The 20,158-nt window shown below is 57.0% G+C and carries 21 protein-coding genes and 1 pseudogene; 11 read left to right on the top strand and 11 right to left on the bottom strand.

Annotated elements, in window-relative coordinates; translation table 11 throughout:
- Positions 1-178: 178 nt before the first annotated feature.
- From livJ to ftsY, 5 genes are all read right to left on the bottom strand, one after another.
- Complete coding sequence (gene livJ / locus M8013_RS00975) at positions 179-1,279, bottom strand: branched chain amino acid ABC transporter substrate-binding protein LivJ (RefSeq protein WP_271265971.1); 1,101 nt, start codon at positions 1,277-1,279, stop codon at positions 179-181.
- 298 nt (positions 1,280-1,577) lie between these two features.
- Positions 1,578-2,435: an RNA polymerase sigma factor RpoH gene (rpoH, locus tag M8013_RS00980; protein WP_271265972.1), complete on the bottom strand. Its 858-nt coding sequence runs from the start codon at positions 2,433-2,435 to the stop codon at positions 1,578-1,580.
- A 255-nt stretch (positions 2,436-2,690) separates the two neighbouring features.
- Entirely contained in the window at positions 2,691-3,743 is a 1,053-nt protein-coding gene (ftsX, locus tag M8013_RS00985; RefSeq protein WP_271265973.1) for a permease-like cell division protein FtsX, read from the bottom strand.
- On the bottom strand, positions 3,736-4,401 hold the full coding sequence (gene ftsE, locus M8013_RS00990; RefSeq protein WP_271265974.1) for a cell division ATP-binding protein FtsE: 666 nt from the start codon (positions 4,399-4,401) through the stop codon (positions 3,736-3,738). Before ftsE ends, ftsX begins: the two co-directional genes overlap by 8 nt.
- Before the next feature lie 2 nt (positions 4,402-4,403).
- The gene (gene ftsY / locus M8013_RS00995) at positions 4,404-5,951 is read right to left on the bottom strand and encodes a signal recognition particle-docking protein FtsY (protein WP_271265975.1); all 1,548 of its coding nucleotides are present in this window, start codon (positions 5,949-5,951) and stop codon (positions 4,404-4,406) included.
- 136 nt (positions 5,952-6,087) lie between these two features.
- Here ftsY and rsmD point away from each other — a divergent pair, with 136 nt between their 5' ends.
- Positions 6,088-6,690 (top strand): 16S rRNA (guanine(966)-N(2))-methyltransferase, encoded by a 603-nt coding sequence (gene rsmD, locus M8013_RS01000; RefSeq protein WP_271265976.1) that lies wholly within the window; start codon positions 6,088-6,090, stop codon positions 6,688-6,690.
- Entirely contained in the window at positions 6,674-6,955 is a 282-nt protein-coding gene (locus M8013_RS01005) for a DUF1145 family protein (RefSeq protein ID WP_271265977.1), read from the top strand. Before rsmD ends, M8013_RS01005 begins: the two co-directional genes overlap by 17 nt.
- 83 nt (positions 6,956-7,038) lie before the next feature.
- Here M8013_RS01005 and M8013_RS01010 read toward each other — a convergent pair whose 3' ends face one another.
- Positions 7,039-7,398 (bottom strand): DUF2500 domain-containing protein, encoded by a 360-nt coding sequence (locus M8013_RS01010; protein ID WP_271265978.1) that lies wholly within the window; start codon positions 7,396-7,398, stop codon positions 7,039-7,041.
- 128 nt (positions 7,399-7,526) lie between these two features.
- Here M8013_RS01010 and M8013_RS01015 point away from each other — a divergent pair, with 128 nt between their 5' ends.
- Both M8013_RS01015 and zntA read left to right on the top strand, forming a co-directional pair.
- Positions 7,527-8,153 (top strand): lysoplasmalogenase, encoded by a 627-nt coding sequence (locus M8013_RS01015; protein ID WP_271265979.1) that lies wholly within the window; start codon positions 7,527-7,529, stop codon positions 8,151-8,153.
- Between the two features lie 76 nt (positions 8,154-8,229).
- Positions 8,230-10,416 carry a Zn(II)/Cd(II)/Pb(II) translocating P-type ATPase ZntA gene (gene zntA, locus M8013_RS01020; protein ID WP_271265980.1) on the top strand — a complete coding sequence of 729 codons (2,187 nt, stop codon included), beginning with the start codon at positions 8,230-8,232 and terminating at the stop codon, positions 10,414-10,416.
- A 66-nt stretch (positions 10,417-10,482) separates the two neighbouring features.
- On the opposite strand, the gene M8013_RS01025 is transcribed toward zntA, so the two are convergent.
- From M8013_RS01025 to tusA, 4 genes are all read right to left on the bottom strand, one after another.
- On the bottom strand, positions 10,483-11,769 hold the full coding sequence (locus tag M8013_RS01025) for a TRAP transporter large permease (RefSeq protein WP_271265981.1): 1,287 nt from the start codon (positions 11,767-11,769) through the stop codon (positions 10,483-10,485).
- 10 nt (positions 11,770-11,779) lie between these two features.
- Positions 11,780-12,289 (bottom strand): TRAP transporter small permease, encoded by a 510-nt coding sequence (locus M8013_RS01030; protein ID WP_271265982.1) that lies wholly within the window; start codon positions 12,287-12,289, stop codon positions 11,780-11,782.
- Positions 12,290-12,310: 21 nt separating this feature from the next.
- Entirely contained in the window at positions 12,311-13,285 is a 975-nt protein-coding gene (locus tag M8013_RS01035) for a TRAP transporter substrate-binding protein (RefSeq protein ID WP_271265983.1), read from the bottom strand.
- A gap of 236 nt (positions 13,286-13,521) precedes the next feature.
- Positions 13,522-13,764 carry a sulfurtransferase TusA gene (gene tusA / locus M8013_RS01040; protein WP_271266038.1) on the bottom strand — a complete coding sequence of 81 codons (243 nt, stop codon included), beginning with the start codon at positions 13,762-13,764 and terminating at the stop codon, positions 13,522-13,524.
- Between the two features lie 168 nt (positions 13,765-13,932).
- On the opposite strand from tusA, the gene M8013_RS01045 reads away from it, so the two are divergent.
- Together M8013_RS01045 and M8013_RS01050 are read left to right on the top strand one after the other, a co-directional pair.
- Positions 13,933-14,598, top strand: a complete 666-nt coding sequence (locus M8013_RS01045) for a 7-cyano-7-deazaguanine/7-aminomethyl-7-deazaguanine transporter (RefSeq protein WP_271265984.1) — start codon at positions 13,933-13,935, stop codon at positions 14,596-14,598.
- Positions 14,599-14,670: 72 nt separating this feature from the next.
- Positions 14,671-15,228, top strand: a complete 558-nt coding sequence (locus tag M8013_RS01050) for a DcrB family lipoprotein (protein ID WP_271265985.1) — start codon at positions 14,671-14,673, stop codon at positions 15,226-15,228.
- A gap of 1 nt (position 15,229) precedes the next feature.
- Here M8013_RS01050 and M8013_RS01055 read toward each other — a convergent pair.
- Positions 15,230-16,481 (bottom strand): annotated as a pseudogene (locus M8013_RS01055) (MFS transporter).
- A 101-nt stretch (positions 16,482-16,582) separates the two neighbouring features.
- Between M8013_RS01055 and M8013_RS01060 the strand changes: the two are divergent.
- From M8013_RS01060 to M8013_RS01080, 5 genes are all read left to right on the top strand, one after another.
- Positions 16,583-17,632 carry an AI-2E family transporter gene (locus M8013_RS01060; protein ID WP_271265986.1) on the top strand — a complete coding sequence of 350 codons (1,050 nt, stop codon included), beginning with the start codon at positions 16,583-16,585 and terminating at the stop codon, positions 17,630-17,632.
- Positions 17,633-18,111: 479 nt separating this feature from the next.
- Positions 18,112-18,834: a beta-ketoacyl synthase chain length factor gene (locus M8013_RS01065; protein ID WP_271265987.1), complete on the top strand. Its 723-nt coding sequence runs from the start codon at positions 18,112-18,114 to the stop codon at positions 18,832-18,834.
- Complete coding sequence (locus tag M8013_RS01070) at positions 18,831-19,652, top strand: lysophospholipid acyltransferase family protein (protein WP_271265988.1); 822 nt, start codon at positions 18,831-18,833, stop codon at positions 19,650-19,652. The genes M8013_RS01065 and M8013_RS01070 overlap by 4 nt, the downstream gene beginning before the upstream one ends.
- Positions 19,627-19,884 carry a phosphopantetheine-binding protein gene (locus tag M8013_RS01075; RefSeq protein ID WP_271265989.1) on the top strand — a complete coding sequence of 86 codons (258 nt, stop codon included), beginning with the start codon at positions 19,627-19,629 and terminating at the stop codon, positions 19,882-19,884. The genes M8013_RS01070 and M8013_RS01075 overlap by 26 nt, the downstream gene beginning before the upstream one ends.
- Before the next feature lie 13 nt (positions 19,885-19,897).
- Positions 19,898-20,152: an acyl carrier protein gene (locus M8013_RS01080; RefSeq protein WP_271265990.1), complete on the top strand. Its 255-nt coding sequence runs from the start codon at positions 19,898-19,900 to the stop codon at positions 20,150-20,152.
- Positions 20,153-20,158: the final 6 nt, after the last annotated feature.

The raw sequence follows: 20,158 nt of genomic DNA on the forward strand, positions 1-20,158 counted from the left end.
TGGTACAGCACGAAAGTGGGGGTGATCGACCTGAAGAAAAAGTCGATCACCATGGGTAAAGGGTGTTAAAAAGTGTTCACCATGTCCCCGAACACCTGTTTACCATGTCCCCGGTCTGTACACCCACGGGGAGAGGGTGCAAACACTAAAATGGCAACCTTACGGTTGCCATTTGCGTTTATTTTGCGTCGGTCGCAGTGCCGTCGGCATGCCAGTCGAACACGCCGAACTCAAAGCCTTTCAGATCGCCCTTCTGATCCCAGGACAGCGGTCCCATCACGGTTTCAACAGAGTTCGCTTTCAGCCAGGTCGCGATTTCAGCCGGATCGGCTGACTGGTTCAGGCCCGCCTGCAGGGATTGCAGTGCTGCGTAGGTGGTCCACACGAATGCGCCGCTTGGATCCTGTTTCTTGGCTTTGATCGCATCCACGATAGGTTTGTTCGCCGGAACCTGGTCGTAGTTCTTCGGCTTGGTCACCAGCAGGCCTTCAGCAGATTCACCCGCGATGTTAGACAGGGATACGTTAGCTACGCCTTCCGGGCCCATGAACTGGGTTTTCAGACCAGCAGCACGCGCCTGACGCAGGATCTGGCCCATCTCCGGGTGATAGCCACCGTAGTAGACAAAATCAATGTTTTCTTTCTTCAGGCGTGCCACCAGGGTAGAGAAATCTTTCTCACCGGCGGTGATCCCGTCGAAGAACACCACGTCGGCATTCCCTTTCTTCAGGCTGTCCTGCACGGCGCGCGCCAGGCCTTCACCATACTGCTGCTTATCATGAACAATCGCGATACGCTTCGGCTTGACGGTGCCCAGGATGTATTTAGCTGCGGTTGGGCCCTGATCGGAGTCCAGACCGGTGGTACGCATCACCATTTTGTAGCCACGCGCAGTCAGTTCCGGCGCAGTCGCTGCTGGGGTGATCATCAGAATGCCTTCGTCTTCGTAGATGTCAGACGCAGGCTGAGTGGAAGAGGAGCACAGGTGGCCGATAACGTATTTGATGCCATCGTTGACCACTTTGTTGGCCACAGCAACCGCTTGTTTCGGGTCACAGGCGTCATCATATTTTACGATCTGCAGTTTTTCGCCCTTGATACCGCCCTTGGCATTAATGTCGGCAACCGCCTGCTCTGCACCGGTAAACTCCTGGTCGCCGTACTGCGCTACCGGACCGGACATTGCGCCCACCACGGCCACTTTGATATCAGCCTGAGCCATGGCGCTAAATGCCAACGCCATACATCCTGCCAGTAATGCTTTGCCCTTCATATTCATCCTGAGAATCCCCATTGTTATGGTTATTGTGTTTGTTGTGATGTTGTTTTATGGCGCTTTATTTCGTTTATGCGTCTGCCGTGCGCGCCTTCTCAGCATACTCTGCTAAAACATACCCCATTTTTATCTATTTGGAATAGCTATTTTGAAATGTATATAAGGTAAGCAAGGCTTTAACGAGTCAGCGCACAGCGCAACGATAAGTGTTTGCCAGGAGGAGGGAATTGACCAGGTCAGGTGCTAAAAAAACAAAACCCCCGAATTTGCATTCGAGGGTTATTGGCAGACTTCGCGAAAATTACGCTTCGATAGCGGCGCGAAGTTTTTTCATGGCGTTCTTTTCAAGCTGACGCACACGCTCAGCGGAAACGCCGTAGCGATCGGCCAGTTCCTGCAGCGTGGACTTGTTGTCTTCGTCCAGCCAGCGGGCACGGATAATGTCCTGGCTGCGCTCATCGAGACCTTCCATCGCGAAGCTCAGCTTGTTGGCAGCCTGCTCTTCCCAGTTGTCGTCTTCAATGCCGTCGGCAAAGTTGGACGATTTATCCTGCAGATACAGAACCGGAGCCATTGGCTGGCTATCCGACGCATCGTCGTCAGATGACATATCAAATGTCATGTCCTGCGCCGCCATGCGGGATTCCATTTCGCGTACGTCTTTGCTGGAAACACCCAGCTCGCGCGCCACCATTTCGACTTCGTCCTGGTTGAACCAGCCCAGACGCTGCTTGGCTTTACGCAGGTTAAAGAACAGCTTGCGCTGTGCTTTGGTGGTGGCCACTTTCACGATACGCCAGTTACGCAGAACGTATTCGTGGATTTCGGCTTTGATCCAGTGCACGGCGAAGGAGACCAGACGCACACCTACTTCCGGGTTGAAGCGACGCACCGCCTTCATCAGGCCAATGTTACCTTCCTGAATCAGATCCGCCTGCGGCAGGCCGTAGCCCGAATAATTACGAGCAACGTGAACAACAAAGCGCAGGTGAGACAGGATCAGCGTCTTAGCTGCTTCCAGGTCGCCCTGATAATGCAGCTTTTCAGCGAGCTCCTTTTCTTCCTCAGCCGTCAACATCGGCCAGGTGTTAGCGGCCCGGATGTAGGACTCCAGGTTACCAACAGGGGCTAAAGCTAAAGTTTGCATTTCTTTGGTCATTCATTCCTCTCAATCAATTTCATCTGGCGGCGGTTTGTCCCCATCAGGCAACGAACATGCCAGAACTAACGAGCAGCGAGAATATCATTCACACTTTTATCAGACAGTGATTTTACCCACAAGTTCCGACTGAAACCTGGGATAAATTACGCACAAAATGTGACGTAGAGATGATTGTGCTGGGACAGAAACATCGGATGTTCTTTCCCTGCACGAGCGGTCCTCAATGCAGGGAAAGATTATATCAGAGATTTTTTAGTCGGGGGTAAAGTGACGTAAATGTTGCACAGTTGCTAACCAGGCGGCGATCCAGCCGATCATCGAGCACACCAGCAGCAGTAACAGGCACTCGTCGAACGATAAGCCACTGATATCAAACTTGGTTCCAAAAACCTGCGCCACATCGGTGACGGCGGCTGACAGACGCATCACCAAAATTTCTGACAATATCAGTGAAAGAAATGCACCGGAAAAACCGAGCAATGCGCCGCCGTACAGGAACGGACGCAGGATAAAACCGTCCGTTGCGCCGATCAGCTTCTGCACGTTAATGGTATCGCGACGGGCAAAGATGCTCAGACGCACGCTGTTACCGATCACCAGGAACACTGCCGCCACCATCAGCAAGCCGATCATCGCCGCCACCCGGCCAACCAGCCCGGTCAGCGCCGACAGACGGGCGAACCAGCTGTCGTCCATCCGCACTTCATCGATGCCGTTGATACGCGAGACGCGATCGCGCAGCGTGTTCAGCGATTCAGTACCCTGGAAATCGAGTTTCGGGATCACCACCGCCACGGCAGGCAGCGGGTTCTCTTCCAGCATATCTAACGCGCCGCCAAACCCGGACCAGTTGCGGAACTCGCCCAGCGCCTCTTCGCGCGACAGGTAGTTGACCTTCTCAACCCCTTGTTCAGACTGCAGCTGACCCACCACCTGCGCCGCCGCGTTATCGTCGAGCGCTTTGTCGAGATAGACGGTGATCTGCGGAGACGGATAATACTGCGAGGCCGCCTGGTTAACGTTTTTGTACACCATATAGCAGACGCTCGGCAGCGTCAGGGAGATGGCGATAACCATGATCGTCAGGAAGGTGGCGAGCGGTTTGCTCTTCAGATCCTGCAGCGCGCCATGGAAGGCATACCGCACCTGCTCGTTAAACACATTGGTTTTACGCGAGTTAGGTTTCGGCGACGATTTGCTGCGCTTAGGGACGTTACGATTGCTGTCGCCGCCCTGAGGCTTACGGAAACGGTCGAATCGATTACCCATCTGCCGAATCTGGTTTATTGCATCACGCTTATTCACTGCGGCCTCCGTGCAAATGACCGTCGCTCAGCGTCAGCATGCGGTACGAACGACGGGAGATGAGGCCCATGTCGTGCGTCGCCATCAATACTGTCACCCCAACGCGGTTAAACTCCTCAAACAGACGCAGGATCCCTTCGGAAAGGGCGTCGTCCAGGTTACCGGTCGGTTCATCCGCCAGCAGCACCGCCGGTTTGTTCACCACCGCGCGGGCAATACCCACGCGCTGCTGTTCACCGCCGGACAGCTGAATCGGAAAGTTTTTCGCTTTGTCCAACAGCCCGACCTTATCCAGCGCCGCCGACACGCGACGACGGATATCATCCCCGCTGGCACCCGCAATAATCAGCGGGATAGCCACGTTGTCGAAAACCGTACGGTCCATCAGCAGATGGTGATCCTGGAAAATCATGCCAATCTGACGACGCAGAAACGGCACTTCACGGTTTTTCAGGCGGCTGATGTCATGGCCGCCGAACAAGATTTTGCCGGTGCTGGGCCGCTCGATCCCGCAGATAAGCTTTAGCAGGGTGCTTTTCCCCGCGCCGGAGTGGCCGGTCAGAAATGCCATCTCGCCCTGCTGCAGATGGAAATCAACCCCCTGCAGCGCTTGTCTCCCACCGAGATAGGCCTTGCTGACGTGTTCAAAGCGAATCATTGTTAATCCTCTCGGGCAAAAAGTGCCTCAATAAAGTCGCCCGCATTAAACGGACGTAAATCTTCGATACGTTCGCCGACGCCAATGTAGCGGATAGGAATACTGAACTGATCCGCTACCGAGAAGATCACCCCGCCTTTCGCGGTGCCATCCAGCTTGGTCAGCGTGATCCCGGTCAGTCCTACCGCTTCATCGAACAGCTTTGTCTGGCTGATGGCGTTCTGCCCGGTACTGGCATCAATGGTCAGCATGACTTCATGCGGTGCATCGACATCCAGCTTTTTCATCACCCGGACGATCTTCTTCAGTTCTTCCATCAGGTGCGCTTTGTTCTGCAAGCGCCCTGCGGTATCGGCAATCAACACATCGACATTGCGCGCTTTCGCCGCCTGAATAGCGTCAAAAATCACCGAAGCGGAATCTGCGCCGGTGTGCTGGGCGATGACCGGAATGTTGTTACGCTGGCCCCATACCTGCAGCTGCTCAACGGCGGCGGCACGGAAGGTATCGCCCGCGGCCAGCATCACCGATTTACCCTGCTGCTCGAACTGACGCGCCAGTTTGCCGATGGTGGTGGTTTTACCCACGCCGTTGACGCCGACCATCAGAATAACAAAGGGCGTTTTGCCTTCAATATTAAGCGGTTCATCCACTTTTGCGAGGATTTCACCCATCTCATCTTTCAGCAGGCCGTACAGCGCTTCGGCGTCGCGCAGCTGTTTACGGCTGGCGCTTTCGGTCAGGCTGCTGATGATCTTGCGGGTGGTTTCCACGCCAACGTCAGCGATCAGCAGCTGTTCTTCCAGCTCTTCAAACAGATCATCGTCGATTTTCTTCCCACGGAACAGACTGATAAATCCGGAACCGAGGTTTTCTTTGGTCTTGATCAGACTGCGTTTCAGGCGGGCGAAGAAACCTTCTTTGGTCGGTTTTTCCTGCTCCTGAACCACGTCGTCTACCGGGACATCTTCTTCAATCGGGACGACGATAACGGCTTCTTCCGCAGCGACGGCTGCCAGCGCTTGCGCTTCCAGCTCTTCGTCGCTGATTTCGGCTTCAATTTCTGTTTCCGGCAGGTACTCTTCCGGGAGCATTTCTTCAATCTGCTGGGCGATCTCTTCCGGCAGCGGCAGTTCTTCGTGCTCAACCGCCTGCGGTGGGGTCACGTCGACCAGCGGATCGACAATCTCTTCCACCACGGCCACGGGCTCTGGTTCTGGTTCTGGTTCTGGTTCTGGTTCTGGTTCTGGTTCTGGTTCTGGTTCTACAGCGACAAACGCGGGCTCAACGGGCTGCGGTTTTTCGCTCTCCTGAACCTGCTCCGTCACCTCTACCACGGCTTCAGCGAAGGCATCGGTCTCTTCTTTGCTGTGGGTCTGCGGTTCTGCTTCTACGTCTGCGACGGTCTCTACAGGGGTTTCAGGCTGCGGCTGTTCAACAACCGCCTGCTGTTCTGCGATCGGTTGTTCTTCGTTCTGTTGCTCGGTTTCCTGCTCTTTTTGACCAAAGCCCAGCCAGGAAAAGAAGCCACGTTTTTTCTCTTTTGCCATCTGCGACTACACCCCTCGCGGTTAATTACTGGCGCTATATACATGGAAGCTAAAAAAATGATGAAATAGTTTATCACTTAACTTAACGCACATCACCGCCTGCACGCGCAGGCCGTCGGTGTACACGAGCAAAGATATGAAGAAACCCAACCGAGCCGCAGCAGGTCAGATCCGCATTATCGGCGGCCAGTGGCGAGGCCGTAAACTGCCGGTGCCGGATAGCCCCGGTCTGCGCCCGACCACCGACCGCGTTCGCGAAACGCTGTTTAACTGGCTGGCCCCTTCAATGGTAGATGCCCGCTGCCTGGACTGCTTTGCCGGAAGCGGTGCGCTTGGGCTCGAAGCGCTGTCGCGCTACGCCGCCAGCGCCACGCTGCTGGAGATGGATCGCAGCGTTTCCCAGCAGTTACAGCAAAACCTGGCCTCGCTGAAAGCATCGCACGCCAAAGTGGTCAATACTAACTCTCTCACCTTTCTGGCGCAGGCGGGTACGCCGCACGATGTGGTATTTGTCGATCCGCCGTTTCGCAAAGGCCTGCTCGAAGAGACGCTGACGCTGCTGGAAAATAACGGCTGGTTGGCAGATGATGCCCTGATCTACGTCGAAAGCGAGGTCGAGAATGGGTTACCACCGGTGCCAGCCCACTGGGATCTGCACCGGGAAAAAGTGGCCGGTCAGGTCGCTTATCGTCTTTATCACCGTCAATCTCAAGGAGAGACCGATGCCGGTACTGATTAATGTAGGCCGTGTTCTGATGCTGGGGGTCTGGGCGTTTCTGATCCTCAATCTTGTGCATCCGTTCCCGCGTCCGATGAATATTTTCGTCAACGTGGCGCTAATTTTTACCTCGTTCATGCATGCCCTACAGATGGTGATGCTGAAAAGCGGAATGCCGAAGAATGGCCCACCGATGACCGGCTGGCAGCAGCTGCGGGTGTTTATTTTTGGCGTGTTTGAGCTGCTGGTGTGGATGAATAAATTTAAGGCGCAGGCGAAGAAATAATCTGCGCGCTTTCGCCCGGTGGCGCTGCGCTTACCGGGCCTACGGTTCTTGTAGGCCGGGCAAACGCAGTGCCGCCCGGCAAATTATGGCGCAGGACTGAACCCCACAAACCGAGATCCTTTGTAGCTCAATATCCCCTTATCCCCCACCGTCAGCTGATGGTACTGCTTTTCGTCGAGACGAAAGGTCATCTCAAGACCGCCGTTTTCTGGCTTAAAGCTCGCTTCATAGCGCATCGACGTGCCAGCGGGCGTGACCTGCTGCTGGCGAGAGCGCCGGTCGTTAATGACTTTTTCCCGCTTATTGCTCACCACCACCCGTTTTTGCAGCAGCGGCGCGGCATCGTTATCGGCCTTGTCCCGACGTTGCTGCACAAAGCGGAATGACGCGGCAATCACGATAATCGCCAGCACGATAATAAAAAAAAGCGGCATCTTGCTCATTGGACAATCCTATAAGACCAGGCTGAAATCAGGATAACGCGGCACACAGAGCATTGCCATTGGCCCGCTTGCGCCACTACACTGAACTGAAACTGTTTATTCAACAATAACAGATACAGGGACTTAATATGCTTTGGTCATTTATCGCTGTCTGTTTCTCCGCATGGCTGTATGTCGATGCGTCGTACCGTGGCCCGACCTGGCAGCGCTGGGTGTTTAAACCCGTCACGCTGTTGCTTCTGCTGCTGCTGGCCTGGCAGGCACCGATGTTTAATGCTGTCAGCTACCTCGTTCTCGCCGGATTGTGTGCGTCGCTAGCGGGTGATGCCCTCACCTTGCTGCCGCGCCAGCGCCTGCTGTATGCCGTGGGCGCGTTCTTCTTGTCGCATCTGCTGTACACCATCTATTTTGCCAGCCAGATGACGCTGTCATTCTTCTGGCCGCTGCCGCTGGCGCTGCTGGTGATTGGCGCGCTGCTGATTGCGGTGGTCTGGACGCGGCTGGAAGAGATGCGCTGGCCGGTGTGTACCTTTATCGCCATGACGCTGGTGATGGTGTGGCTGGCGGGGGAACTGTGGTTCTTCCGTCCGACGGCACCGGCGCTGTCGGCCTTCCTCGGTGCCACGCTGCTGCTGCTCGGGAATATCGTCTGGATGGGTAGCCACTATCGCCGCCGCTTCCGCGCCGATAACGCGATTGCTGCCGCCTGCTACTTCGCCGGGCACTTCCTGATTGTGCGTTCGCTGTATATCTAAATAAGCCTTGACTCTGGAGTCGACTCCAGAGTGTAGACTGCGGTTAATGAGAAGATTATCATTACCGGAGAATGCCATGTCGACTCCAGACACACCTAAAAAAGTGCCGCAGTTTTCGGCCCTGAAACTCACTCCCGCCCCCGCGCACAGCGATTGCTGCGCGTCCGAAACGTGCGCCCCGCAGGTTGAAAGCGTGCTGCCTGCAGACGGCCAGCGCTACAGTTGGGTGATCAACGGGATGGACTGCGCGGCCTGCGCGCGTAAAGTTGAAAACGCGGTGAAACAGGTCCAGGGCGTCAATCACGCCCAGGTGCTGTTCGCCACTGAAAAACTGCTGGTGGATGCGGCCAGCAACGTCAGCGCCCAGGTTGAAGCGGCGGTGGCAAAGGCGGGCTATACGCTGCGCGACGCCAACGCGCCGGCCGAAAAAACCTCACCGCTGCGCGACAACCTACCGCTCATCACCTTGATCGTCATGATGGCGATCAGCTGGGGTCTTGAACAGTTTAACCACCCGCTCGGCAACCTCGCCTTTATCGCCACCACGCTTATCGGGCTGTGGCCGGTTGCGCGCCAGGCGCTGCGCCTGATGAAAAGCGGCAGCTGGTTCGCCATTGAAACGCTGATGAGCGTGGCCGCCATCGGGGCGCTGTTTATCGGTGCCACGGCAGAAGCGGCGATGGTGCTACTGCTGTTTTTAATCGGTGAACGGCTCGAAGGCTGGGCCGCCAGCCGCGCGCGTAAAGGGGTGAGCGCGCTGATGGCGCTTAAACCGGAAACCGCCACTCAGCTGATTAACGGCGAGCGCAAAACCGTGCCGATTACCGCTTTGCGCCCGGGTGATGTGATTGAAGTGGCGGCTGGCGGGCGTCTGCCTGCCGACGCCGCGCTGCTCACTGCCGCAGCCAGCTTTGATGAAAGCGCCCTCACCGGTGAATCCATCCCGGTGGATCGCGCCGCGGGGGAGAAAGTGCCTGCCGGTGCCACCAGCGTCGATCGCCAGGTGCAGCTAACGGTGTTATCCGAACCGGGCGACAGCGCCATCGACCGGATCCTGAAATTAATTGAAGAAGCCGAAGAACGCCGCGCGCCGGTTGAGCGCTTTATCGACCGCTTCAGCCGGATCTACACCCCGGCGATTATGCTGGTGGCGCTGCTGGTCGCCATTATCCCGCCGCTGCTGTTTAGCGCCCCGTGGGAGGGCTGGATCTACAAAGGGCTGACCCTGCTGCTGATCGGCTGTCCGTGTGCGCTGGTGATCTCCACCCCTGCGGCGATCACCTCCGGGCTGGCGGCAGCGGCGCGCCGTGGGGCGCTGATCAAGGGCGGTGCCGCGCTGGAACAGCTGGCGCAAGTGCAGCAGGTGGCGTTTGATAAAACCGGCACCCTGACGGTCGGCAAGCCGCAGGTGACCGGCATTTACCCGCTCGACATCGGCGAGGATGCGCTGCTGGCGCTGGCAGCGGCAGTGGAACAAGGTTCGACCCATCCGCTGGCGCAGGCGATTGTCCGCGAAGCACAGGCCCGCGGGTTGAACATCCCAACCGCCTCCGCCCAGCGTGCGCTGATGGGGTCGGGTATCGAAGCGCAGGTCGAGGGGCAGCCGGTGTTAATCTGCACCGCCGATAAATTCCCTGCTCCGCAGTTAACTCAGCAGATCCATAGCCTGGAACAGGCCGGGCAGACGGTGATTATTGTCGCCGAGAATAACGTGGCAAAAGGGATCATCACCCTGCGCGACACCTTGCGTAATGATGCTAAAGCCGCGGTTGATGCCCTGCATCAGCTGGGAGTGAATGGGGTGATCCTGACCGGGGATAACCCCCGCGCGGCGGCGGCGATTGCCGGTGAGCTGGGTCTGGAATTCCGCGCCGGGCTGCTGCCCGCCGATAAAGTGCAGGCGGTCACCGAGCTGAACGGCCAAACGCCGCTGGCGATGGTCGGCGACGGGATTAACGATGCCCCGGCAATGAAGGCAGCGACGATCGGCATTGCGATGGGCAGCGGCACCGACGTGGCGCTGGAGACCGCCGATGCGGCGCTGACCCATAACCATTTAACCGGTTTAGCGCAGATGATTAGCCTTGCCCGCGCCACCCGCGCCAATATCCGGCAGAACATCGCCATTGCGTTGGGGTTGAAGGGGATTTTCCTGGTGACCACCCTGCTGGGGATGACGGGATTATGGCTGGCGGTGCTGGCGGATACCGGGGCGACGGTGCTGGTGACGGCAAACGCGCTGCGATTATTGCGTCGTCGGTAAAAACGCCCGGTGGCGGCTGCGGTTTTGTAGGCCGGGCAAGGCGTAGCCGCCGCCCGGCACAACGACTTACTGCATCCCCAACAAATGCGGTAACCACAGCGAAATCGCCGGAACGTAGGTGACCAGGCCCAGCACCACCAGCAGCATGCCGTAGAACGGCAGCATGGCGCGCACCACGGTTTCGATCTTCTGCTTACTCACCGCACTGGCGACAAACAGCACCGAACCTACCGGCGGCGTAATCAGACCGATCCCCAGGTTCACCATCATGATCATGCCAAAATGCACCGGATCGATACCCAGCGAGTTGGTCACCGGCAGCAGCACCGGCGTCAGGATCAGGATCAGCGGCGCCATGTCCATCAGCGTGCCCACCAACAGCAGCATGATGTTGAGGTACATCAGGATCACGTACTTGTTATCCGACAGCGAGGTAAAGAACTCGGTGATCCGCATCGGCAGCTGCATGTAGGTCATCACCGCGCCAAAGGCCGCCGCAAAACCGATCAGGATCATGACGATCGTCACCGTTTTCACCGTCCGGCACATCAGCTTCGGCAGTTCGCTCCACTTGTAGTCGCGGTAGATAAACATGGTGACAAAGAACGCCCACAGGCAGGCGACCGCCGCCGATTCCGTAGCGGTGAAAATCCCCGATAATATGCCGCCAAGGATGATCACCACCGTCATCAGGCCCCACAGCGCATCGACAAAAATCCTCAGCGCCTGCTTAAACGGGATCCGTTCGCCTTTTGGATAGCCGCGCTTGTGGGCAAAGCCCAGGCACAGAAGCATCAGGCAAAACCCGAGCAGCAGTCCCGGCAGTACCCCGGCGATAAACAGCGTGGCGATCGACACCGTGCCGCCCGCCGCCAGGGAGTAGATCACCGAGTTATGGCTCGGCGGGATCAGGATCGCCTGCACCGAACCGCTGGCCGTCACCGCCGCCGCGTATTCACGCGGGTAGCCCTTCTTTTCCATCTCCGGGATCATCACGCTGCCGATAGAGGCGGTATCCGCCACCGACGAGCCCGAAATGGCACCGAAGAAGGTCGAGGCGACGATATTCACCAGCGACAGTCCGCCGCGGATAAAGCCGACAAAGATATACGCGAAGTTGACCAGCCGCCGGGCGATACCCCCTTCCGCCATGATCGCCCCGGCAAGGATAAAGAACGGGATCGCCAGCAAGGTGAACTTATTGACCCCGCTGGTTATCTGGATCATCAGCGCTTCCAGCGGCAGATCGATCCACAGCGCCCCCGCCACCGCACTCAATCCGACGGCAAACGCCACCGGCATCCCCAGCGCCAGCAAAATGGCGAGGGTGAAGAGCAAAATAAAAGCATCCATGATTCACCCCTTAACTGTGGTTGCCGATCATCACGACCGGGCGGTTTTCCTGGGAGCCGAACATCAGGCGCTCCAGCACGAACAGAATGAGGATCGCCGAGCCGACGGGCAGCGGCAGATAGCTCTCACCGGAGGTCAGAATAGGGAACTCTGCCACCGGCTGTTCCCACAACTCGACGCAGAGCAGATAGCTGTACCAGAAGATGATCAGCGAAATCAGCAGCATCAGCAGATCAACAATCCTGGCGCACAGCGCTTTTAACCCCGCTGGCAGGCGGTCAGTCAGCATGTTCACCGCGATATGCGATCCGGCGCGGTAACCCACCGCCGCGCCGATAAAGGTAAAGGTCACCATGCAGATAATGGCCACCGGCTCAGGCCACGACTCACCGCGGTTGAGGACGTAGCGGGAAAAAATCCCAATCGGAATAACGATAGTCATGATCAGCAGCGAGAGGCCCGCCACGGTCATGGCGAGCAGATACAGACGATCCATCCACTTCAGATAGCGCTCGGACATACGTCCTCCACAGGGCCGGGTTTACTGAACGTCAGCGATGGCTTTCATCAGATCCTGATGCTTTTTCTCGCCATACTCTGCGCGCACCGGCTCTGTCGCCTTGATAAATACCGCCTTGTCGATGTCATGGAACTGCACGCCACCGGCTTTCATTTTTTCCAGCGCCTGCTGGTTGTAGGCCTGCCACAGCTTGCGCTGTTCAAACTGCGCTTCGCGGGCCAGGGTCAGGATTTTTTGCTGGTCGTCGGCGCTCAGCTTGTCCCATTTCACTTTGGAGTAGAGCAACATTTCCGGGGTGATGAAGTGGCCGCTGAGGGTGTAGTTTTTGGCAACCGGCATGTAGTTATGGGCGACAAAGGTTGGCGGGTTATTTTCTGCCCCGTCGATCACCCCGGTCTGCATCCCGCTGTAAACCTCACTCACCCCCATTGCCACCGAGTTGGCGCCCATGTCTTTCAGCGTGGCCAGCGCCACCGGGCTACCCTGCACGCGGATCTTCATCCCTTTTAAATCTTCCGGCTTGGCCACCGGGTTCTTGGTGATCAGGTTGCGGGTACCGGAGTCCATCCAGCCGAGGAATACCAGCCGGGATTTTGGATTGGCGGTCAGCTTCTCACCGATGGCTTTACCGACGTCACCGTCGATCACCTTGTGCATATGATCTTCATCGCGGAAGACGTACGGCAGGGTAAAGACTTCGATATCCGGCAGGATGGCGGCAACCGGCGCCATCGATACGCGGATGATGTCGATAGCGCCCATCTGCGCCTGCTCGATCATCTGTTTTTCATCCCCCAACACGCCGCCGGGGAAGACTTTGATCTCCAGCTTGCCGTCAGTTTGTTGTTTCAGTTTTTCGCCCATCTGCTGTACCGCCACCACGTTCGGGTAGCCTTCAGGATGGACATCGGCGGCTTTAATGGTTTGCGCAGAAACGGAACAGGCAATAGCAGACAGGCACAGAGCAGCCAGCAACGGCTTGAGGGTCGTTTTCATCGAGTCAACTCCAGGGTAGTGAGGGTAATTATCGGAACGTTGTTTTAGTTTTGAACGTTTAAAAACTAGACCACACCCTGAAAAGCGGAGGTGAAGCGCCTCACAAAAAGCGCCAAATAATGAAATGGTGGTTTAGAACTGTGGCAGAGGTCATGCGGAGGAGCCATTTTGCGCCCTCTCCCCGTGAGAGGGGGCCGGGGTAAGGGCATCAGGCCGCATACCGCCAGGAAGGTCGATTACCCTTTGCGGATAAGATATTTGTACGGCAGTTCCTCGGTCTCCTGCGCCAGCAGCTCATGTTCCATAAAAGTACAGAAGCCGGGAATATCGCGGGTGGTGGCCGGATCGTCGGCAATAATCAGCAGGGTTTCGCCGGTTTGCATATTGCGCACCGTTTTACGCACCATCATCACCGGCTCCGGGCAGCGCAGGCCCTGGGCATCAAGGGTATGGTCAGGGCTGGAAAACAGATCGGTCATCATCGTCTCGCTCAGGTAAAAAACGGCAGTAGTTTACGCCCCGCAGAGGGCAATGCAAACCAGGTTAACGATTGCGTGAAAATCAACCATTGCAAAGATGAATCAAAGCAGTATGATGCAGCCGGTTTTATTGGGTTCCCTCACCCCAACTTATAAAAAGGTCACAATATGACGCAGTTCTCTCAATCGCAGCGCGTAAAAGCGTTGTTCTGGCTTTCGCTTTTTCATCTGCTGGTGATCACCTCCAGTAACTATCTGGTACAGCTGCCGATCTCCATTTTTGGTTTGCACACTACCTGGGGCGCATTCAGCTTCCCGTTTATCTTCCTTGCTACCGATCTCACCGTGCGCATGTTTGGCGCGCCGCTGGCCCGACGCATTATTTTTGCCGTCATGCTCCCGGCGCTGTTTGTGTCGTACGTGATCTCCTCCCTGTTCTATATGGGAAGCTGGCAGGGATTTGAAGCCCTGACCCACTTCAACCTGTTCGTTGCCCGTATCGCCGCCGCCAGTTTTATGGCCTATGCGCTGGGGCAGATCCTTGATGTGCATGTGTTTAACCGTCTGCGGCAGAACCATCGCTGGTGGATGGCGCCGACCGCCTCCACGCTGTTTGGTAACGTCAGCGATACACTGGCCTTTTTCTTTATCGCGTTCTGGCGCAGCCCGGACCCGTTTATGGCCCAGCACTGGATGGAAATTGCGCTCGTGGATTACGCCTTTAAGGTGCTTATCAGCCTGGTGTTCTTCCTGCCGATGTACGGCGTGCTGCTGAATATGTTGCTGAAAAGATTCGCAGATAAATCTGAAAGTTCGGCATTGCAGGCCGGTTAAAGGTTCCCCTGAACAGTTGTGATAAGATGGATGGATGCGCCGTTATGGCCGTTTATCGAAAGGAAGAATTCAATGCGCAATCTGGTTAAATATGTCGGGATTGGCCTGCTGGTGATGGGGCTTGCGGCCTGTGATAACAATGACGGCAAAACGCCTGTTCAGGGTGCATCTGCTGAGAGCAACGCGACGGGTCAACCGGTCAGCCTGATGGAGGGCAAACTGAGCTTCTCTCTGCCTGCCGATATGACCGATCAGAGCGGCAAGCTGGGTACGCAGGCCAACAACATGCACGTCTACTCCGACGCCACCGGGCAAAAAGCGGTGATTGTGATCGTTGGCGACGACACCAGTGAAGACCTGGGCGTGCTGGCGAAACGTCTTGAAGATCAGCAGCGCAGCCGCGACCCGCAGCTGCAGGTAGTGACCAACAAAGCCATCGAGCTGAAGGGCCACAAGCTGCAACAGCTGGACAGCATTATCTCGGCCAAAGGCCAGACCGCGTATTCCTCTGTGGTGCTCGGCAAACTCGACAACAAGCTGCTGACCCTGCAGATCACCCTGCCTGCTGACGATCAGCAGAAAGCGCAAACTGCCGCTGAAGGCATTATCAACACGCTGGTGATTCAGTAAGTTATTGCGATGAAATGGCCTCCGTTGGAGGCCATTTTTTTAACCGCCACGTCAGCAGTAACGCCACCGCCACCAGCCCCGCCGCCGCCAGATAGATAACCGGCACCCCGGCCCACGCCATCACCAGCCCGGCCAGCGGCCCGGTCACCCCTAACGACATATCCATAAACACCGTGTAGGTTGCCAGCGCTGCGCCCTGATTTTGCTGCGGCACCGCTTTCACCGCCACCACTCCCAGCGCCGGGAACACCAGCGAGAAGCCCGCCCCCGCGAGCAAGACGCCGGTTTTCGCCATCCACGGCGCGTCGGCGATACCGGTCAGCAACAGGCCGACAATCTCAACGCTAAAGCAGATCATTGCCACGTTCAGCCCGCCCAGCCGGTTGATGCCGTTGGGGAACAACAGCCGCGTGCCGACGAATGCACAGCTGAACAGCGTCAGGGCGAAGGCCGCGCCGTCCCAGCCTTTGGCGTCGTAGAACAGGGTAATGAAGGTGGCGATCACCCCAAAACCTGCCGAGGCCAGCGCCAGCGCCATCCCGTACGGCCAGACGCGACCCAGCACCGCGCGAAACGGCATCGGCTTGCCTTTGCTGGCTTTCACCGCCGGTCGCGGCAGCGCGAACAGGATCGCCATCAGCGCCACCACCATGATGGTCAGCGCCAGGCCATTCAGCCCGCTGTAGCGATAGCACAGAACCCCGAGCGGTGCCCCCATCGCCATCGCGCCGTAGGTGACAATCCCATTCCAGGAGATCACCCGCCCGATATGCGACGCGCCCACTACGCCCACGCCCCACAGCGTCGATCCGGTACCGGCCAGGCTTTGTCCGACGCCAAGGATCACCCTGCCCAGACACAGCAGCGCCAGGCTCACCATCGGCCAGCCGCTGGTGAAACCGGCCAGCAGATAGCTCACGCCGCTGAGGAAGCAGCCGCACAGCCCCAGCACCACAATGCTTTTTGGGCCAAACAGGTCGGCGTAGCGCCCGGCATAAGGGCGGCTTAGTAGCGTCGCGAAGTATTGCAGGCTGATCACCAGCCCCGCCCAGAAGGCGCTAAAGCCCATGACGTCATGCACATAGCCGGGAAGAACTGCCAGCGGCAGGCCGATGGTCAGGTAGCTGGCAAAGTTGAAAATAACGACAGAAACAATCCGCAGATTTAGACGAAATCCGCTCAGCGCCGGTTCGGCGGCAGGTACGGGCATTAGGCTCACCAGAATTTTTACAACAGTGTTTCACTATTACCACGTCAGGCGCGGAAAATCAGCAGCGACTTTAAGAATACAGGTGCCTACCGAAGCGTGGCGCGCACACTACACTTTAGGGGCATCTCATAACAAGGAAACGCTATGACAACCACGCCGCCCGACAAAGTGGGTTTACACATATTGCTGAAGCTGGCCTGCCTGGTGGTGATCCTCGCAGGTATCCACGCCGGGGCGGATATTCTCGTACAGCTATTACTGGCGCTCTTCTTCGCCATCGTTCTCAACCCCCTCGTCACCTGGTTTATCCGCCGGGGCGTAAAGCGGCCTGTCGCCATCACCATTGTGGTGATAGTGATGCTGATCGTGCTGACGGCGCTGTTTGGCGTGCTGGCGGCATCGCTCAGTGAATTTTCTGCCCTGCTGCCAAAGTACAATAAAGAGCTGACGCGCAAGATTGTCGACTTGCAGGAGATGTTCCCGGTACTCAACCTGCATATCTCGCCAGAACGGATGCTGAAACGTATGGACTCCGAAAAGGTGATGACCTTTGCCACCGCGCTAATGACCCAACTTTCCGGGGCGATGGCCAGCGTGCTGCTGCTGGTGATGACCGTGGTCTTCATGCTGTTTGAAGTGCGCCACGTGCCGTACAAAATGCGCTTTGCCCTGAACAATCCGCAGGTCCACATCGCCGGTTTGCACCGGGCGCTGAAGGGCGTTTCCCATTATCTGGCGCTGAAAACGCTGTTAAGCCTGTGGACCGGGGCCATCGTCTGGCTCGGGTTGGTGCTGCTCGACGTGCAGTTCGCCCTGATGTGGGGGGTGCTGGCTTTTCTGCTGAACTATGTGCCCAATATTGGCGCGGTGCTCTCCGCCGTACCTCCAATGATCCAGGCGTTTCTGTTTAACGGCTTTTACGAATGTATGCTGGTGGGGGCGCTGTTTCTTATCGTGCATATGATTCTGGGTAACATCGTTGAACCCCGGATGATGGGCCACAGGCTGGGGATGTCGACGATGGTGGTGTTCCTGTCATTATTGATCTGGGGATGGTTGCTCGGCCCGGTAGGGATGCTGCTGTCCGTCCCGCTGACCAGCGTGTGTAAGATCTGGATGGAGACCACGCAGGGCGGGAGCAAACTGGCGATCCTGCTCGGCCCCGGCAGGCCAAAAAGCCGATTGCCGGGATAGCCGTGCCTTCTCATACTGTGAATAATGCCTGCCGCATTAAAAGCGGCAGGTTTATTTATCTAACAGAATGGTCTTATCGCATTAAAATAAAAAACACCTGAATTACATTTATTTAAAGAGTGCCAAACACCTTTAATTTTCGCCTTATTAGTAAGCAAATAACCCTGCGCAAATACCCTCTGCACGCCACGGGTATTAATGTAAGGTGAGTATTCTTAAAAAAGTGAATGATTATTACGGGATGCCGTCATGACTCTGATAAATAACAACTTAATCCCCATCAGATTCAAGTTCCCTCATTTTTATTTAATGTCATACCCCCTCTTATATTCGCCAGCAGGCCGACAAAATTGTACGATGTCGGCGGCAATAGCCTTTTTTACTGCATTGAGACATTTTATCCCTATCCGGAGTCAGCAAACTTCAGGGTCAGGCTATGCTTCGTTATTGGATTACGGATTTATCGCGGACGCGCGCAGATGAAATTTGCACTTAACATTCTCGACTGGCAAGCCAGAGCGCCAGGCCTTAGCGATGTCAGTCAGTGGCTGGCATGGTCGCAAGGTTTGCACGCCATCGATCCTGCTGCGCCGCAGGCGAAACTGACCGACCTGCCGATGATGACTGCCCGCCGCCTCAATTCTGGCAGCAAGCTGGCGGTGGATTGCGGGCTGGCAATGGTGCGTAAACACGCCATCGATGCCGTGGTCTACACCAGCCGTCACGGTGAACTGGAACATAACTATCGCATTCTGCATGCGCTGGCCTGCGAACAGGACGTTTCTCCGACCGATTTCGCCATGTCCGTACACAACTCAGCGGTTGGCAATCTCACCATTGCTGCGCGTCAGCCGATAGTCTCGTCATCGCTTTCCGCCGGACGGGATACTTTTCAACAGGGCTTATGCGAAGTGCTGAGCCTGCTGCAGGGCGGATATGCCCGGGTATTGATGGTCGATTTCGACGGCGCGCTACCCGACTTTTACCCGCCTTCGCTGCCCCCGCAGATGCCCACATGGCCGTTTGCGCTGGCGCTGGTCATTGAAGCCGGGGAGACACTGCACTGCGAAACCTGTCCCGGCACGTCCCAGGCTGAGGCCTCGCTGCCGCAGAGCCTGCTGTTCCTCCGGCACTATCTTCGTCATGATCCGCAGTTTGCGATCGCCGGCGAGCGCCTGCAGTGGCAATGGACGCGCGCATGAACGGGATCCTTGCCTCCCTCAATCGCGGCTGGCGGCGGGTGATGACCGGCCTGTGCTTCGTGCTGTTTGGCATCGGCGGGCTGCTGCTGTCTGTGGTGTGGTTTAATCTGTTATTGCTGGTGCAGCGCGACGGTGCCCGTCGTCGTCGCCTTGCTCGTCGCAGCATCGCCGCCTGCTTCCGCGCCTTTTTAACCGTCGCCCGCGCCGTGGGGGTGCTGGATTACCGCATTGATAACCTCGACGTTCTGCGCCAGGATCGCGGCTGTCTGGTGGTGGCGAACCACCCCACGCTGCTCGACTATGTCCTCATCGCCTCGGTGATGCCGGAAACGGACTGTCTGGTGAAAAGCGCGCTGCTGCGTAACCCCTTTTTGAGCGGTGTGATCCGGGCAGCGGATTACCTGATCAACAGCGAAGCCGACACGCTGTTAAGTGCCTGCCAGCAGCGGTTGGCTCAGGGCGACACCCTACTCATTTTCCCGGAAGGCACCCGTACACGAGCGGGGGAAGCCATCACCTTACAACGCGGCGCGGCGAATATTGCCGTGCGCTGTGGCCGCGACCTGCGGGTGGTGATCATCCACTGCAGCGAGCCGCTGCTGGATAAACAGCGTCGGTGGTATGAGGTTCCGGCGCGCAAACCGTTTTTCACGATCGACGTTCGTGAGCGGGTTAACATTCATGAATTTTACGATGCGGCGGTACAAGAACCGGCTCAGGCAGCACGGCAGCTCAACCGGCACCTGCAGCATCGCTTAACATCCGGTCTTCAATCTTTGTCAGGAATTAATGATGCAAGCGCTCTACCTGGAAATTAAGAATCTCATTATCTCTACCCTCAATCTGGATGAGCTGACCCCTGACGACATCGATACCGATGCGGCGCTGTTTGGCGAGGGCCTGGGTCTTGATTCGATCGATGCCCTGGAGTTCGGTCTGGCGGTCAAAAATCAGTACGGCGTCGTTCTGTCTGCCGAAAGCGAAGAGATGCGCCAACACTTCTTCTCCGTCGCCACCCTGGCGTCATTTATCACTGCCCAACGCGCCTGAGAACGGATCCACCATGACAACTGAACATGACGCTATTTATCAGCAAGTGACCTCCCTGCTGATCAACCTGTTTGAGCTCGCCCCGGGTGACATCACCCCGGAGGCGCGCCTGTATGAAGACCTGGATCTGGACAGCATCGACGCCGTCGATATGGTGGTTAACCTGCAGAAGAAAACGGGCATCAAGATCAAGCCAGAAACGTTCAAATCGGTGCGTACCGTTCAGGACGTGGTGGACGCCGTCGAACAGCTTCTGCGAGAAGCGTAAGCCGCC

The organism is Silvania confinis (assembly GCF_025564085.1).
GTDB lineage: Bacteria > Pseudomonadota > Gammaproteobacteria > Enterobacterales > Enterobacteriaceae > Enterobacter > Enterobacter confinis.